The organism is Streptomyces sp. Ac-502 (genome assembly GCF_045222935.1).
In the GTDB taxonomy this organism is placed as follows: domain Bacteria; phylum Actinomycetota; class Actinomycetes; order Streptomycetales; family Streptomycetaceae; genus Streptomyces; species Streptomyces monomycini.
In genome coordinates this window covers 4765658-4780843 of sequence record NZ_JBHFFO010000001.1, presented here as the reverse complement: position 1 = coordinate 4780843, position 15186 = coordinate 4765658, and the positions used below count along the sequence as shown (strand labels likewise).

Here is a 15186-nt window from a genome sequence, read left to right as displayed (position 1 = left end):
CCCCGCCGAGACCCCCGCAGCCCCACCCCGCACGGATCGCGCGCCTACCGGGGCGAATCGAACGCCCCGGGCCCCCCAGCAGGGGGATACCCAGGGGCGGCAGCCCGGAACCGCGCCCCCTCCCCCCACCCCGCCATCCTGGAACTCGACGGTCTCGTCAAACACTTCCCGCTCACCCGGGGCACCTTCGTCAAGCGCACGATCGGCACCGTGCGGGCCGTGGACGGCATCAGTCTCGTCGTACGGGAGGGCGAGACGCTCGCCCTGGTCGGCGAGTCGGGCTGCGGCAAGACCACCACCCTGATGGAGATCATGGACCTGGCGGCCGGGCAGGCGGGCACCGTCCGGCTCTTCGGCCGGGACGTACGCGACCTGGACCGCGCCGCGCGCCGCGCCCTGCGCCGTGACCTCCAGATCGTCTTCCAGGACCCGACGGCCGCACTGGACCCCCGGATGCCGGCCGGCGACATCCTCGCCGAGCCGCTGCGCACGCACCGCTGGCCCAAGGACCGGATCGCCGCCCGGGTCCCCGAGCTGCTGGAGACGGTCGGCCTGGCGGCCGCCGACGCGGGCCGCTACCCGCGCGAGTTCAGCGGCGGCCAGCGTCAGCGCATCGCCGTCGCGCGCGCCCTGGCGCTGGAACCGCGGCTGCTGGTGCTGGACGAGCCGGTCTCCGCGCTCGACGTGTCCGTGCAGGCCGGTGTGCTCAACCTGCTGGACGAGCTGAAGGCCCGGCTCGGCCTGAGCTACCTGCTCGTCGCCCACGACCTGTCCGTCGTCCGGCACAGCGCCGACCGGGTCGCGGTCATGTACCTGGGCCGCATCGTGGAGACGGGCGGCACCGCGGACGTGTTCGCGGCGCCGGCGCACCCGTACACCCGGGCCCTGCTGTCGGCCGTACCGCTGCCCGACCCGCACAAGGAGCGCGCCAGGACCCGGATCCTGCTGGGCGGCGACCTGCCGAGCCCGGCGGACGTGCCGTCCGGCTGCCGGTTCCGCGGCCGCTGTCCGCTGTACGCGACGCTCGGCGCGCCGGAGCAGCGGCGCTGCGAGCAGCAGGACCCGCCGTCGCGACCCGTCGCCCCGGGCCACGAGTCGGCCTGCCACCACGCGGCGTACGGGCCGGACACGCCCGTCACAGGAGGCTGAAGAACACCTCCCGCACCACGCCCTCCCTGTGTTTTCGTCAGTCCAGTCGAGAAAGGGAACGTCTCCGCAATGAAGCACTCCAGAGTTCCGCTCGCCCTCGTGGCCACCGTCGTGGCGTCGTCCTTGGCGCTGACCGCCTGTGGCGGCTCGGACGACGAGGGCGGTGGCGGCGAGGCGAAGCAGCCGCCGAAGACCACCGCGCTGGACATCAACCAGTCCGACCCTGCGCAGCTCAAGCAGGGCGGCACGCTGAACTGGGCGATCGACCAGTTCCCCGTGCAGTTCAACGAGATGGAGACGGACGGCAACCAGGCCGCCACCAACGCCGTCGTCGAGGCCGTGCTGCCGTCGCTGTGGCACTCGGCGCCCAACGGCGAGCAGGTGCCCGACAAGGCGTTCCTGCTGGACGCCGCCAGCCGTACGGAGGGCGGCAAGCAGATCGTCACGTACCGCCTGAATCCCAAGGCGAAGTGGTCCGACGGCACGCCGGTCACCTACCGGGACCTGGAGGCCAACGTCCGGGCGCTGAGCAGCAAGGATCCGGCGTACAAGGTCGGTTCTCCGGCCGGGTACGAGGACGTGTCGTCGGTACGCCGGGGCAAGGACGACCACGAGGCCGTCCTGACCTTCGACAAGCCGTACGCGGACTGGCGCGCCCTGTTCGGGGCGCCCAACAACACCCCGCTCTACCCGGCCAAGTACATGGCCGACGCGAAGAGCTTCACCACCGGCTACCTCAACACGATCCCGGTCACCGCCAACGCGTACAAGCTCGGCGGCATCGACAAGACCGCACAGACGGTCACCCTCGTCCCCGACCCCGCGTGGTGGGGGAGAAGCCGAAACTCGACAAGATCGTCTTTCATGCGATGACGACCGAGTCGATGCCCGCGGCCTACGCCAACGGCGAGATCGACTACTTCGACCTGAACGCGAGCGTGGCCGCCTTCAAGCAGGTCTCGGGCGTGAAGTCGGGCGAGATCCGGGAGGCCGGCGGTCCCAACTACCGGCACCTGACCTTCAACGGCAAGAGCCCGAAGCTCAGCGACCCGAAGGTGCGCAAGGCGCTGTTCAAGGCCACCGACCGCGAGACGATCGTGAAGTCCGGCCTCAAGGGGCTCAACTGGTCGGGCAAGCCGCTGGGCAACCACTTCCTCATGCCCAACCAGAAGGGTTACCGGGACAACGCCGGCGACCTGGGCACGTACGACACGAAGGCCGCCGGCCGGCTGCTGGACGAGGCCGGCTGGAAGCTGGGCGGCGGCAAGGTGCGCAAGAAGGGCGGCGAGGAGCTGAAGCTGCGCTTCCTGATCCCCACCGGCCAGCCCGCCGCGAAGAACGAGGCCACCATCCTCACCCAGCTGTGGGCCGAGGTCGGCGTCGAGCTGGACGTCCGTGCGGTGCCCGTCAACGAGTTCTTCGACAAGTACGTGACCCCGGGCGACTACGACGTGGCGCCCTACAGCTTCTTCCGTACGCCGTTCGCCGCGACCGGCTCCAGCGGCACCTACGCCCGCGACGGCGGCGGCAACGACTCCAAGACCGGCAGCGCCAAGCTGGACGACCTGCTGGGCAAGGCGGGCCGCAGCGCCGACCAGGCCGCCGCCCTGGAGGCCGTCAACGCGGCCGACGCGGAGGCGTGGCAGGTGGCCGGCGTCCTGCCCACCTACCAGCTCCCCGAGATCACCGCGGCCAAGAAGAACCTGGCCAACCTCGGTGCCCAGGGCATGGCCGACATCGCGTACGAGCGGATCGGCTACACGAAGTAGGTCGCGGAGTCCGCAGCGGGGGCGGGGGCCGTACGGCCGGCTCACTGTGGCGCGGCACGGTGACCGGGCCCGCCGGCCCGCCCGGGCACCGTGCGGGCGGCGGCGCCCGTACCACCGGTGCCGACGCGGTCCCTCCCGCTCCGGCCCTCCCCCTCACGCTCACCGTCACGCTCGTCCCCGTCCTCGTCGACGCCGGAGTTGATACGGGCGAGCACCGCGTCCCTCTCCGGGGTGTCCTCCGGTTTGAGGAAGCCGATCACGACGTACAGGACCAGCGAGGTGGCCACCGGCGCGACGATCTGGATCTGGAGCTGCACGCCGGTCAGCCCGTAGTTGGTGAGCCAGAAGGCGAACAGACCCGCCGCCCAGGACACCAGCGCCGCGGTCGGCCCGGACCTGCGGAAGCGCGGCACCATGCCGAGCAGGAACGGGATGGAGATCGGCCCCACCAGACCGGCCACCCACTTGATGACGACGGTGATGATGTCCTTGAACGTCGGGGTGTTGACCTGGGTCGCGACGGCCATCGACAGGGCCAGGAAGGCGACGGTGGACAGTCGCGCGGCCAGCAGCCCCGCCCGGTGCGACCAGCCGCGGGCCCGCGCGCCCAGCTTCGGCAGCGCGGGCGCGATGTCACGGGTGAAGACGGCGGAGATGGCGTTGGCGTCGGACGAGCACATGGCCATCGTGTGCGAGAAGAAACCGACGATGACCAGGCCTAGCAGGCCGTGTGGCAGCAGGTGTTCGGTGAGCAGCGCGTACGAGTCGGAGGCGTCCGGTTTCTCGGCCTTTACCAGTAGTGGCGCGACCCACATAGGAAAGAAGAGCACCGCCGGCCACACGAACCACAAGGCGGCGGACAGCCGCGCCGAGCGCCGCGCCTCGCGCGCGCTGCGGGTGGCCATGTAGCGCTGCGCCTGGTTCCACATGCCGCCGCTGTACTCGAACGTCTTGATGAAGAGGTACGCGAGCAGGAACGTCAGCGTGTACGGGCCGACGGTCGGCTGCGCGTGGCTGTCGGGCAGCCGATCCCACACCGTCCACAGCGCGCTGACACCGCCCAGCTCCGCCAGTACGGTCACCAGCATCGCCACGCCCGCCAGCAACTGGATGACGAACTGACCGAGTTCGGTGAGCGCGTCCGCCCACAGGCCGCCGACCGTGCAGTAGACGCCGGTGACCACGCCGGTGATCAGGATGCCCTGGTTGAGGGAGAGACCGGTGAAGACGGACAGCAGCGTGGCGATGGCCGCCCACTTGGCCCCCACGTCCACGATCTTCAGCAGTACACCGGACCAGGCGAGCGCCTGCTGGGTGGGCAGGTTGTAGCGGCTCTTGAGGTACTCCAGGGGTGAGGCGACGTGCAGCCGCGACCGCAGCCGGTTCAGCCGCCCGGCGAACAGGCGCGCCCCGATGGCGATCCCCACCGCGATGGGGAAGGACCAGGTGACGTAGGACGTGACGCCGTACTGGTAGGCGATGCCCGCGTAGCCGGTGAACATCACCGCGCTGTACCCCGACATGTGGTGCGAGATCCCGGACAGCCACCAGGGCATCCGGCCGCCCGCGGTGAAGAAGTCGCTCACGTCCTCCACGCGCCTGTGGGACCACACGCCGATCGCGACCATCACACCGAAGTAGCCGATGAGCACGGCCCGGTCGAGACTGTTCATGGCCCCTCCAGGGGTCCGCCTTGTGAACGGGAAACACGTCGCCGTACGTTCCGCGGGGCGGCGCCCCCGTGCGGGAGCGGGGACTTCGGGGATTGAACCGTTCATGGCGAGGGGCGGTCAAGGGTGCGGCGGTCAAGGATGTGAACTGCCGACAACTGGGCGAACGCTTCCGGCGGAGCGCCTAGCGCATGATCTCCCCGGCGTTCACCAGCAGCGACTGGCCGGTGATCGCCCGCGCCCGGTCGGACGCCAGGAAGACCGCGGTCTGCGCGACATCGGCGTCGGTCGCCATCTCCGGCAGCGCCATCCGCGCGGTGAGTCGGTCCAGCACCTCGCGCTCCGGTACGTCCTCGGCGTGCGCCGCGTACCGGACGTACGCCTCGACCTGCGGGCCCCACATCCAGCCCGGCTGCACGGTGTTGACGCGTATCCGGCGGGGCCCCAGCTCGCGCGCGAGCGAGTACATCGCCGAGACCAGCGCGCCCTTGGACGCCGCGTACGCCGCCTGCCGCACCTCGGACGGCGCGGCGACCGACGACTGCGTGCCGATCAGCACGACCGACCCGCCGCCGCGCTCCGTCATCGACGGCAGGCAGGCGCGCGCCATGCGCAGCGTGCCGAAGAGGTTGATGTCCACGACCCGCTGCCAGGCGACGAAGTCCGCGTCCGCCAGCCCGCCGAAGTGCGAGTCCAGGGCGGCCACCTGGACCAGCGCGTCGACGCCGCCGAAACGTTCGACCGCGAGCGCGGCCAGCGCCGAGCACTGCTCCTCGTCCGCGATGTCCGTCACCCGCCAGGCGACGCGCTCGCCCGCCGGATCGGCCTGCGCCGCCGTCTCGGCGAGGCGGGACTCCGTACGGGCGCCGAGCACCACCGAAGCGCCGTCCCGTACGCACGCCGCCGCCACCTGGTGGCCGAGCCCGGCGCCCACGCCCGAGACGACGACGGTCTTGTCCCGCAGCAGCATGCGCGCCTCCGGCCCGTGTCGATGTGACGGCCCATCAGAATAGGCGTGCCCGTTCCCGGTGGCTACGGACGCGGCGCCCGCAGCGTCTTCGCCAGCCGCAGCAGTCCCTCCCGGATCTCCTCCGGCGGATGCGTCACGAAGGACAGCCGCACGGTCCCCGCGTTGGCCGGCTCGGCGTAGAAGGGCGCACCCGGCACGTACGCCACGTCGTGCCGGACCACCTCGGGCAGCAGCGCCGTCGCGTCGTACCCGGCAGGCATCGACGCCCAGACGAACATCCCGCCCTCCGGCCGGTTCCAGCGCGAGCCCTCGGGCAGGGCCGCGCCCAGGCCGTCCGCCAGCGCGTCGCGCCGGGCGCGGTAGGCGCCGCGCACCCGCTCCAGATGGGCGTCCAGGTCCGGGCCCGCCGGGTACCGGGCGACGGCCGCCTGGTCGAGCGTCGAGGTGTGCAGGTCGGCTGCCTGCTTCGCGATGACGCAGGCCCGGCGCGGTACGGCCGGCGCGCGCAGCCAGCCCAGCCGCAACCCCGGCGCCACGATCTTGGAAAAGGACCCGAGCAGCGCCGTACGGGTCGTCCTCGACGATCCACAGCCCGCGGCGAGCCGTCACCCGGGCCACCGCGGCCCGCCGCCCGGCCGGCAGCGTCCGGCCCGTCGGATTCTGGAACGTCGGCACGAGGTGGAGCAGCCTCGGCCGCTCGCGTGCCGCGATCTCGTCCAGCGCCTGCGGGTCCAGCCCGCCGTCGTCGGTCGGTACCGGCACCACCCGCGCCCCGGCCAGCGAGAAGACCTGGAGCGCCGCCAGATAGCACGGGTCCTCGACCAGCACCGTGTCACCGGGCTCCAGCAGGGCCCTGGCCAGCAGCGACAGGCCCTGCTGCGAACCGGTGGAGATCAACAGGTCGTCTGGCACGGTGGCGAAGCCGCGGGCACTCACCCGGGCCGCCACGGCCGCGCGCAGAGCCGGGTCGCCCTCGGTCGTCGAGTACTGCAGCGCCTGCCGCGGCACCTCGTCCAGTACGTGCCGGAAGGCGGCGGAGATGCCGCCGGCGCACATCTCCCCAACTGACGCTACGTCAGCTACATATCTGGGCATGACCCAGAAACCCGGCACGGACACGGGCGCGGACACTCGTGCGGACACGGGCGCGGCGACGAACGCGGCGATGGACGCAGCAGCGGACGCGGACACCCGCAGTGAGACCTACGCCGAACTGGCAGCCGTCGGCCCCTACGGCGTCCGCCCCGGGCACGCGCTCATCACCATGGTCGAGCCGCACCCCGGCCACGAGTACACGTACAACCGCTGGTACGAGGACGACCACTACCTGGCCGGCGCGACGGCGATGCCCTGGATCTTCGCGGGCCGCCGCTGGGTCGCCACCCGCGACCTCCAGCTGCTGCGCTACCCCGCGCGGTCGGCCGTCGCCCGGCCCGTCACCGCCGGCTGCTACCTGTCCACGTACTGGATCACCGAGGGGCGCTACGACGACCATCTGCGGTGGAGTGTCGCCGTCAACCGGCGGCTGAACGCCGACGGCCGGATCCACCACGACCGTACGCACGTCTTCACGGCCTTCCACGACCACGAAGCCACCGTCTACCGGGACGGCACTCGCGGCCCGCGCGACTTCCACGCGTTGGACCACCCGTACGCCGGGCTGGTCGTCGAGGTCATCGATGCAGTGGGTCCGGGCCCGGGTGCGGATGCGGGGGCGGCTGGGGATGCGTCGGACGCGGCGGACGTTCCGGGCCGTACCGCGCTGCTGCGGTGGCTGACGGAGGAGCGGCTGCCGCGCCGGCTGGTGGGCTCGCCCGCGGCCATGGTGACGGTCTTCCGGCCCAGGCCGCTGCCGGCGGACCGGATGGCGTACGTGCGGCAGGTGGAGGGCGTCGACACCCGGCTGACGCTGCTGTGGTTCCTCCAGGAGGACCCGCGCGCGTGCTGGGAGCCGTGGTTCACGGGGCTCGACGGGGAGGTCGCGGCCTCGGGGCTGGGACGGGTGGAGCTGGTCGCGCCGTTCGTACCGACCGTGCCCGGGACCGACCGGTACGTGGACGAGCTGCGCTGAGCCGGCGGGGAGGCCGCTGCGTGCGCTCGGGGGCAAGGCCGAGCCCCCTCGGCCGGGACGGCGATCCAGTCGAGAGGGCTCTGGGGTGGTGCTGGTCATGCGGTGTGCGACATCAGGCCGGGACCGGCCGGATCAGACCAGGAGCGGCCGGATCAGATCAGGTCGTACGCGCCTTTGCTCACGTCCCCCACGAAGGAGCTCCACGCGGAGGTGTCGAAGGTCAGGCGCGGGCCGTCGGGGTTCTTGGAGTCACGGACCGCGATGGCGGCGGGCGCCGGCACGGCGACCTCGACGCACGCGCCATTGCCACCGGAGTACGAGGACTTCGTCCAGGAGAAAGCGGAATTGGGCTGCATGGCCATGTTCACTCCGACTCGATCTGGGTTGCACCGCGTTGCCGCGGATTCGGTAGTCCCGACGCTACGCGCCAACATCACCGGTGGCAGGAGTAGTTCACCCATTCGTATGGCATATTCCTTGATCTCTTTCCAAGGAGTGGCGTCTCGGTGTACGGTGCTGGACTTCCTTCCGGAATCCTGGATTCGGCCATCCTGGCGCCGTGATCAGGCCATGCTGTCCGCGTGCCTCTTCGCCGCCGCGGCGATGAACTCCCTGCTCTGGTCCGCACTCAGCGCCTGGGCCCGCAGATGTTCGTACATGATCGTGTACTTGTGCACATCGTTGGTCTTCTCCAGGTACAGGTCGCTGGTGACGCCCTCGATGTAGACCACGCTCGAATCGGCCGCGTCGTCGAACTCCAGGATCGAGAAGGTGCCCGACATGCCCGCGTGCGCGCCCGCGTCGTACGGCAGCACCTGGACCGTCACATGCGGCAGGTTGCTGACCTCCACGAGGTGGTCGAGCTGCTCGCGCATGATCAGGTGGCTGCCCACGACCCGCCGCAGCGCGCTCTCGTCCAGGACGACCCACAACCGCAGCGGACTGTCGGGGTGATTGACCCGCTCCTGGCGGCGCATCCGTACTTGAATCCGTTTCTCCAGCTGCTCCTGCGTCAGTTCGGGGACCGTCCCGGGAATGACGGCCTCGGCATAACCGGGCGTCTGCAACAGGCCCGGTACGAGCAGCGACTCGTACACCCGCAGCGAGGCCGCCTCGGTCTCCAGACCGATGTAGACGCTGTACGGGATGTCACCGAACGCGTGCCACCAGCCCTGCTGACGGGAGTCCTTGGCCATCTGCATCAGCGAATCCACGACCCGGTGGTCGTCGACCTCGTACACCCCGCACAGGTCCCGGACGTCCCGCTGGCTGATGCTGCGGCGGCCGTTCTCCAGCCGGCTGATCTTCGACTGGGACACGAGCAGGCGCTCGGCGACCTCCTCGGCCGTCATGCCCTTCAGCTCGCGGAGCCTGCGCAGCTCCTGGCCCAGCCGGCGCCGCCGGACGGTGGGATTGATGTTGGACGCCACGGGACGTGCACCTCCGGCTCCGTACTGCTGTTTTCTCCTGCTCAGCAGATTGCCATCCCAGGTCCGCGCGGCGCAGTGGAATGGACACACAAGGCGAGCGGACGTGCGCGCGGGGTGGCGGCCCGGCCGTCGTCCGGAACGGCCGGTCCGCCACCCCGCGCTTGCTGCGGCTCCCGAACGGGACTGTGGGGACGGTGGTGCTGGTTCTGCTGGTTCTGTTGGTCCTGATGGTTCGCTGTTCGTGCTCGTGGTGCTGGTCCTGCTGGCTCCGCTGAGGTGTAGGTGGTGCTTGGTGCTTGGTGCGCCTGTCACGCACCGAGCGTGGTGCTGCGTGGTGAGTCCGCGTCCGCGGGAACCGCCGGTGACGCCGCGGTGCCGGGCTCGTCGTCGAGGCTCGCCGACGCGGGACGTCAGCGGGCGCCGACGCGGGCCATGGCCCCGTGCCGCGGCGGTACCGGTACGCCCGCCGGCTCGGCTGCGACGCGGGGCGCGGGCTGCCTGCCCGCACCCGGCCCGGATGCCGTTCCGGCCACTGCCACCGGTGCGCGCCTCGGCTGCGCCGCGACGCCGTTCTGCACATCCATGACGGCATGTGCGACCAGCCCGCCCATCGGGTCGTGCCGGATCAGGTCCCGGAGGCGGGAGCGCGAGGAGCGCCCCTCGTTCCCGGGATACAGGTGCTTGCCGAGACCGACCGCGTGGGCCAGAGCGGCGAGCGCCGCGGTCCGCGGGTCCGGCGGTACGCCGGTGCGGATCGCGTTGTCCAGCCGGTTCTTGATCTCCCGGCTGATGGCCGTGTCCGTCGCCTGGTAGCGAGTCGTCGGCAGCACTCCGCACATCTGGCCCGCCACGGCATGGACCATGCCGCACCGCTCCAGATGCGTGAGATACGTCTGGCGCAGCCCCAGCCGGGGCCCGCCGATCCAGTGGACGGCGCGCACCGGGCTGCCGCGTCGGCGCAGCAGTTCGAGCGCGGAGTCCAGAGTCGGATCTCCGGTCGGCCGTGGCAGCACCACGGCGATACGATCCCCGTCAGGGGCTATTCGTCCGGCCAGAGCCAGCTCTACTAGCTGGGCCCCGGCCAGACCGAGGTCGAGCGACTGCGGCTGCGCTGTGGTTCCCGTTGCCGGGTCCAAAGCGAGCAGCAGAAGCTCCTCCGGAATTGTTCTGCGGCTCCTGCCCATCCATGCCTCCCCGCGTGGATGAATGACAGGGTGACCCCTCTCACATTCATCTGTCGAGAGTGCCTGGGGGGTTAGGCAGGGAACCTGTAGGTATGTCGTTGTCGTCTAGCTCCTTGGCGACGCCTTCTGTGGGGCGGGGCGCCCAGCGTTTCGCGTGGCGGTGCGGACGTGCCTCGCGGACACAGGACACTTGGGAACACTGGGCCAGACAGAGCGCGACGTGTCGCGGACGTGTGAAGGAGACATAGGTGGCGGGCGAGTCCCCCGGCAAGCCGGAGCAGAAGCAGTCGTCGGGGGAGACGGCGGGGAGCGAACGCGATCCGCGGCTCGCGGTCTTCCGCGAACCGAAGGCCGACCCGGCCGACCCGGAACCGAGGAACGGAGCGGCGGACGACGCGGGGGTCGAGGCCGCGGACACGGGCGCGGGCAAGGCGGAGAAGGCGGGCAAGGCCGCTGCGGAGCCGGCTGAAGAACCGACTGCGGAGCCCGTCGGCGAGGGCCGGGACGAGCGCCTGCGGGAGGCGGTCGCCGCTTGGGTGGCGACCTCGGACGGTGAGGGCGCGTCCGAGGGGGACGCTTCCGGAGGCGATGCCGCTGGTGGTGCCGCCTCCGGTGGTGCCGCCTCCGGGGACGACGCGGAGGCCGGAGCGGAAACGCGTGCGAAGGCTGAGGCGGACGAGACCCCGGTGACGAAGGCGTCGAAGGGGAGCGACGAGGAGAAGGCCGGCGGTGCCCCCGAGGCGGCCCCCGAGACCACTCCCAAGACAGCCCCTAAGCCGACCCCTGGGCCCGCTCCCAAGAACGCCTCGAAGGCTGCTGAGGGCGCTACCAAGGGCAAGACCGAGGCTGAGCCCAAGAACGCCTCCAAGGGCGCGTCCAAGGATGCCTCCAAGGCCGGTGAGGCCGCGGCGAAGAGCACCTCCGGTGCGGCAGCCGACGACCGGCCGAAGGCGGGCGAGGGCAAGCCGAAGGCGGCCGAGGAGCAGCCGAAGGCGGTGGACCAGCCGACGGCGATCTTCAAGATGCCGAGCGCGGACGAGCCTGCCGACGACGCGACCCGAGCGTTCTCGGTCGCAAAGCGGAAGGGTTCGGACGGCGAGGGTCCGGCGACGCCCGCCAAGGGCGCCGGCAAGGCCGGGAAGCCCGAAGCCGAGGAAGCCGGGACCGACGCGAAGACCGCCCCCAAGGCCGGCACCGAGGCCGAGCCCGAGGCCGGAGCCAAGGCCGACCCCAAGACCGACCCCAAGGCCGAAAAGCCCGGCAAGCCCGGCGGAAAGTCCGGCGACAAGCCGGGGGCAAGCCGGAAGCCGACCAGCCCACCACCGCGATAAAGGTCGTACGGCCTGCCGGTGCCGCGGAGTCGGACGGCGAGCGCACCAGCCAGTTCGTGGCCCTGAAGTCCACCGACCCGCAGCCGATCAAGCCGCCGCGGCCCGTCACGGGCGACAAGCCGGGCAAGGCCGGCAAGTCCGCGGCCAAGGACGCCGCGAAGACCGAGGACAAGCCCGGCACCGGCACCGGCACCGGCGCTGGAACCGGCGCCAAGGCCGGCACCAAGTCCGACACCGGTGCGGGTACGAAGGCGGGCGCGAAGCCCGCCGCCGAGCCGGACGTCGCGCCGGGCACGAAGTGGGGCGCGAAGGCCGCCGCCCAGACCGGGACGAAGGCCACCGCGCCCGAGGCGCCCGCCGCCGCGACGTCCACCGGCGCCACCGCTCAGCCGGGCGCGCTGCCCGACTCCGAGCAGACCAAGCAGCAGCCGTTGCCGCCGCTGGACCTCCTGGCGCAGCTGACCAATACACCGCCGCCGCCCGAGACGCCGATGCGTACGGTCGCCCGCCGGTTCAAGATCTGGACTCCGCTGGTACTTCTGCTGCTGGTCGTCTTCGTGGTCGTGCAGCAGGTGCGGCCGGTGCCGGGACCGACGCTGGCGCTGAGCGGGAAGTCCTCGTTCACGTTCGAGGGCGGCTCGTTCCAGATGCCGTGGCCGTCCGAGGGCCAGGCCGCGGCGAAGGTCGTGGGCGCGGGCAGCCTGGGGACGTACGGTGACGAGAAGCCGGTGCCCACGGCGAGCGTCGCCAAGGTCATGACCGCGTACGTGATCCTGAAGAACCACCCTCTGAAGGCCAAGGAAGAGGGCCCGAAGATCACGATCGACGCGAAGGCGGTCCAGGAAGGGAACGCGCCGGGCGAGTCGACGATCCCGGGGCTCAAGGAGGGGCAGCAGTACAGCGAGCAGAAGATGCTCCAGATGCTGATGATCCACTCGGCCAACAACATCGCCCGTGCGCTGGCCCGCTGGGATGCCGGTTCGGAGCAGGAGTTCGCCAAGAAGATGAATGCCGCGGCCAAGGACCTCGGCATGAAGAACACCACGTACACCGACCCCAGCGGCCTGACCAAGACCACCGTCAGCACCGCCGTCGACCAGCTCAAGCTGGCCGAGGAGGTCATGAAGCTGGACGCGTTCCGGCCGATCGTCGCGCTGCCCGACGCCAAGGACGGGCTGCCCGAGCGGATCTTCAACGCCAACAAGCTGATCGCGCAGTACCCCGAACTGAGCATCAAGGGCATCAAGACCGGCTCCAGCACGGCGGCCGGCGGGGCGCTGGTGTGGGCGTCCTACAAGGGCGTGGACGGCAAGGACCAGCTGATCCTCGGTACGACGATGGGGCAGCACGCCAAGGGCCCGGACCCCAACGGCACCAGCAGCCTCGCGCTGGTCCTGAGCCGCACCAAGCCCATGATCGAGGCCATCCGCAACGCTCTGACCTCCGCCACCACGGTGAAGAAGGGCCAGGTCGTCGGCTATGTGGACGACGGTGTGGGCGGTCAGACGCCCGTCGTGGCGACGAAGGACCTGAAGGCGATCGGCGTCCCCGGCCAGAAGATCGACTTCAAGATCGGCGCCGCCGCCGGCAAGGCCGTCCCGCACGAGGCGAAGACCGGCACGGTGGTCGGCGAGCTGACCGTCGGCACCGGCTCCAGTGCGGCGAAGGTGCCGGTGGCCCTGCAGAAGGACCTCACCGAGCCGTCCTTCGGCGCCAAGCTGACGCGCATCTCCTGATCGACGGACTGAGCGTCGGACTGGCCGTCGGTCTGCCTCTCGGGCGGGCCGACGGCTGGTCTTCCGTCTGATCGCACGACCCGTCGAGGCCCCGGCAAGCACCTGCTTGCCGGGGCCTCGGTGTGCGGGGGCGGTTTACGCGAACGCCGGCGGCAAGTGCATCAAAGAAGCATCGACACCGCGGGCCATTTCGACAGCGGCTGGAGCCACTGCGGCTGACGCCATCCGGCCTGCCGACAGGCCCCCGCCTGCCCGTGAGCGGCGGCTGTCGTACGGTCTAATCGTGACCGCACAGTCCCGCCCCTCCCGCTGAAGCGGAGTCCGCCATCGACGTAGCGCAAACCGCATACGCGTCCCCCGCGCGCGCCAGAGGAATCTGGGCGTCGCGGGGGCCGTCGCGTTGTACCCCGCCACTTTGATGCTGCTGCTGGGACTGTGGGGCATCCGCCGTCAGGACAGCATGTGGCGGGACGAGGCGGTCACGTACGACATGGCGCACCGCACCTTGGCGGAGCTGTGGCCGACCCTTCAGACCGTGGACGCGGTGCACGGTCTCTACTACGTGCTCATGCGCGGCTGGTTCCTCGTCTTCGACGGGGGTGTGGTGGCCCTGCGACTGCCGTCCGTAGTCGCGATGGCGGCAGCCGCCGCCGGGGTGGCCCTGCTCGGCAGGCAACTGGCGGGCCGGCGGGCGGGGCTTTTCGCGGGCCTCGTCTTCGTACTGCTGCCGATGGTGCAGCAGTACGCGCAGGAGGGCCGCTCCTACGCGCTGGTCTGCGCGCTGGTGGCGTGGTCCACTTACCTGCTGGCGCGGGTCACCGCCCGGCCCGGCAAGCGCCTGTGGGCGGGGTACGCGGCACTGTCGCTGGCCGCCTGCCTGATGCACGAGTTCGCCGTACTGGTCCTGCCCGCGCACGGCGCCGCCGTCGTCCTGTCCGGACTGCCGCGCGCGGTGCGCCGGGCCTGGTGCGTGGCGGCGGCCGCGGTGGTCGTCGGCCTGGTGCCGCTGGCCCTGTTCAGCATGGGGCAGTCGGAACAGCTCAGCTGGCTGCAGTGGCCCAACCCGGTCCAGCTGGGCACCTTCATCACCCTGGTGCTGGGCGGCCTGCTGTGCTCCCGTGCCCCGGTCGCCCGCGCGGGCCGGCAGCGGCTGCGGCTGCGGCCGGTCGCGTTTCCCCTGCTGGTCCTGCCCACGGCGCTGCTGGTGCTGCTCTCCCAGCTCAAGCCGATGTACGTGGACCGCTACGTCCTGTACTACGTGGCCGGCTTCGCCCTCCTGGCGGGCGCGGCGCTCGACTGGCTGCTGCGCCCGCCCGGCCGCCGCGGCCAGACCCGGCGCAGGGTGCTGTACCGGTCCGCGGCGCTCGTCGTGGTCCTGGCGCTGCTCGTCCCCGTCAACGTCTTCCTGCGCAGCCCGCAGAGCCGTACCGACGACGCGATCGCGGTCACCCAGGCCGTACGGGAGCTGTCGTCGCCCGGCGACGGCCTGCTGTTCCTGCCCGCCCGGCGCCGGGTGTGGGCGGCGGCCGCGCCCCACGAGTTCCACCGCCTGCGGGACCTCGCGCTCGACGAGAGCCCGGTGGCCTCCCACACGCTGTACGGCACCGAACTGTCCGGCGACCACGTCCACGCGCGCATGATGCGGGCCCGCCGCGTCGTCGCGGTCGGCGACGCGAAGGGGCAGCCGCTGGACCGGACCGATCAGGAGATCGCCAAGCGGACCACCTTGAAGTCCGCGTTCCAGGTGTGTGCGACGAGGGATGTTAAGGGCGCGAGCATCACGCTGTACGCGCGGCCCGGGTACTGCTCCGGAACGCCTTCGCCGTCCTCCCGCTAGAGCAGCCCCGCCCCCCCGTTAGAGCAGTGCTGTCCCTCC

10 protein-coding genes and 2 pseudogenes are annotated in these 15186 nt (G+C 71.3%); 6 read left to right on the top strand and 6 right to left on the bottom strand.

Annotated elements, in window-relative coordinates:
- Positions 1 to 219 precede the first annotated feature (219 nt).
- Positions 220 to 1149: an ABC transporter ATP-binding protein gene (locus ACEXOX_RS21430; protein WP_406522582.1), complete on the top strand. Its 930-nt coding sequence runs from the start codon at positions 220 to 222 to the stop codon at positions 1147 to 1149.
- Between the two features lie 69 nt (positions 1150 to 1218).
- Positions 1219 to 2918: pseudogene (locus tag ACEXOX_RS21425) on the top strand (ABC transporter family substrate-binding protein).
- Between the two features lie 41 nt (positions 2919 to 2959).
- Here the strand turns inward: ACEXOX_RS21425 and ACEXOX_RS21420 are convergent.
- The 3 genes and pseudogenes from ACEXOX_RS21420 to ACEXOX_RS21410 form a co-directional block, all read right to left on the bottom strand.
- Positions 2960 to 4591 carry a sodium:solute symporter family protein gene (locus tag ACEXOX_RS21420; protein WP_406522581.1) on the bottom strand — a complete coding sequence of 544 codons (1632 nt, stop codon included), beginning with the start codon at positions 4589 to 4591 and terminating at the stop codon, positions 2960 to 2962.
- 181 nt (positions 4592 to 4772) lie between these two features.
- A complete protein-coding gene (locus tag ACEXOX_RS21415) occupies positions 4773 to 5558 on the bottom strand; it encodes an SDR family oxidoreductase (protein ID WP_406522579.1) in 786 nt (261 codons plus the stop codon).
- A gap of 62 nt (positions 5559 to 5620) precedes the next feature.
- A pseudogene (locus tag ACEXOX_RS21410) lies at positions 5621 to 6653 on the bottom strand (PLP-dependent aminotransferase family protein).
- 70 nt (positions 6654 to 6723) lie between these two features.
- On the opposite strand from ACEXOX_RS21410, the gene ACEXOX_RS21405 reads away from it, so the two are divergent.
- Positions 6724 to 7629, top strand: a complete 906-nt coding sequence (locus tag ACEXOX_RS21405; RefSeq protein WP_406526423.1) for a hypothetical protein — start codon at positions 6724 to 6726, stop codon at positions 7627 to 7629.
- Positions 7630 to 7781: 152 nt separating this feature from the next.
- On the opposite strand, the gene ACEXOX_RS21400 is transcribed toward ACEXOX_RS21405, so the two are convergent.
- From ACEXOX_RS21400 to ACEXOX_RS21390, 3 genes are all read right to left on the bottom strand, one after another.
- Complete coding sequence (locus tag ACEXOX_RS21400) at positions 7782 to 7991, bottom strand: DUF397 domain-containing protein (protein ID WP_406522578.1); 210 nt, start codon at positions 7989 to 7991, stop codon at positions 7782 to 7784.
- A 201-nt stretch (positions 7992 to 8192) separates the two neighbouring features.
- The gene (locus tag ACEXOX_RS21395) at positions 8193 to 9059 is read right to left on the bottom strand and encodes a helix-turn-helix transcriptional regulator (protein WP_030024591.1); all 867 of its coding nucleotides are present in this window, start codon (positions 9057 to 9059) and stop codon (positions 8193 to 8195) included.
- 410 nt (positions 9060 to 9469) lie between these two features.
- Positions 9470 to 10243 carry a GPP34 family phosphoprotein gene (locus ACEXOX_RS21390; RefSeq protein WP_406522576.1) on the bottom strand — a complete coding sequence of 258 codons (774 nt, stop codon included), beginning with the start codon at positions 10241 to 10243 and terminating at the stop codon, positions 9470 to 9472.
- Positions 10244 to 10491: 248 nt separating this feature from the next.
- On the opposite strand from ACEXOX_RS21390, the gene ACEXOX_RS21385 reads away from it, so the two are divergent.
- From ACEXOX_RS21385 to ACEXOX_RS21375, 3 genes are all read left to right on the top strand, one after another.
- A complete protein-coding gene (locus ACEXOX_RS21385) occupies positions 10492 to 11574 on the top strand; it encodes a hypothetical protein (protein ID WP_406522574.1) in 1083 nt (360 codons plus the stop codon).
- Between the two features lie 56 nt (positions 11575 to 11630).
- Entirely contained in the window at positions 11631 to 13310 is a 1680-nt protein-coding gene (locus tag ACEXOX_RS21380) for a D-alanyl-D-alanine carboxypeptidase family protein (RefSeq protein WP_406522572.1), read from the top strand.
- 418 nt (positions 13311 to 13728) lie between these two features.
- The gene (locus ACEXOX_RS21375; RefSeq protein WP_406522570.1) at positions 13729 to 15147 is read left to right on the top strand and encodes a glycosyltransferase family 39 protein; all 1419 of its coding nucleotides are present in this window, start codon (positions 13729 to 13731) and stop codon (positions 15145 to 15147) included.
- Positions 15148 to 15186: the final 39 nt, after the last annotated feature.

Coding starts and splice junctions, on each gene's coding strand:
- ACEXOX_RS21405 (WP_406526423.1), top strand. CDS start 6,724: ATGGACGCAGCAGCGGACGCGGACACCCGCAGTGAGACCTACGCCGAA.
- ACEXOX_RS21390 (WP_406522576.1), bottom strand. CDS start 10,243: ATGGGCAGGAGCCGCAGAACAATTCCGGAGGAGCTTCTGCTGCTCGCT.
- ACEXOX_RS21375 (WP_406522570.1), top strand. CDS start 13,729: ATGCTGCTGCTGGGACTGTGGGGCATCCGCCGTCAGGACAGCATGTGG.
- ACEXOX_RS21400 (WP_406522578.1), bottom strand. CDS start 7,991: ATGGCCATGCAGCCCAATTCCGCTTTCTCCTGGACGAAGTCCTCGTAC.
- ACEXOX_RS21420 (WP_406522581.1), bottom strand. CDS start 4,591: ATGAACAGTCTCGACCGGGCCGTGCTCATCGGCTACTTCGGTGTGATG.
- ACEXOX_RS21415 (WP_406522579.1), bottom strand. CDS start 5,558: ATGCTGCTGCGGGACAAGACCGTCGTCGTCTCGGGCGTGGGCGCCGGG.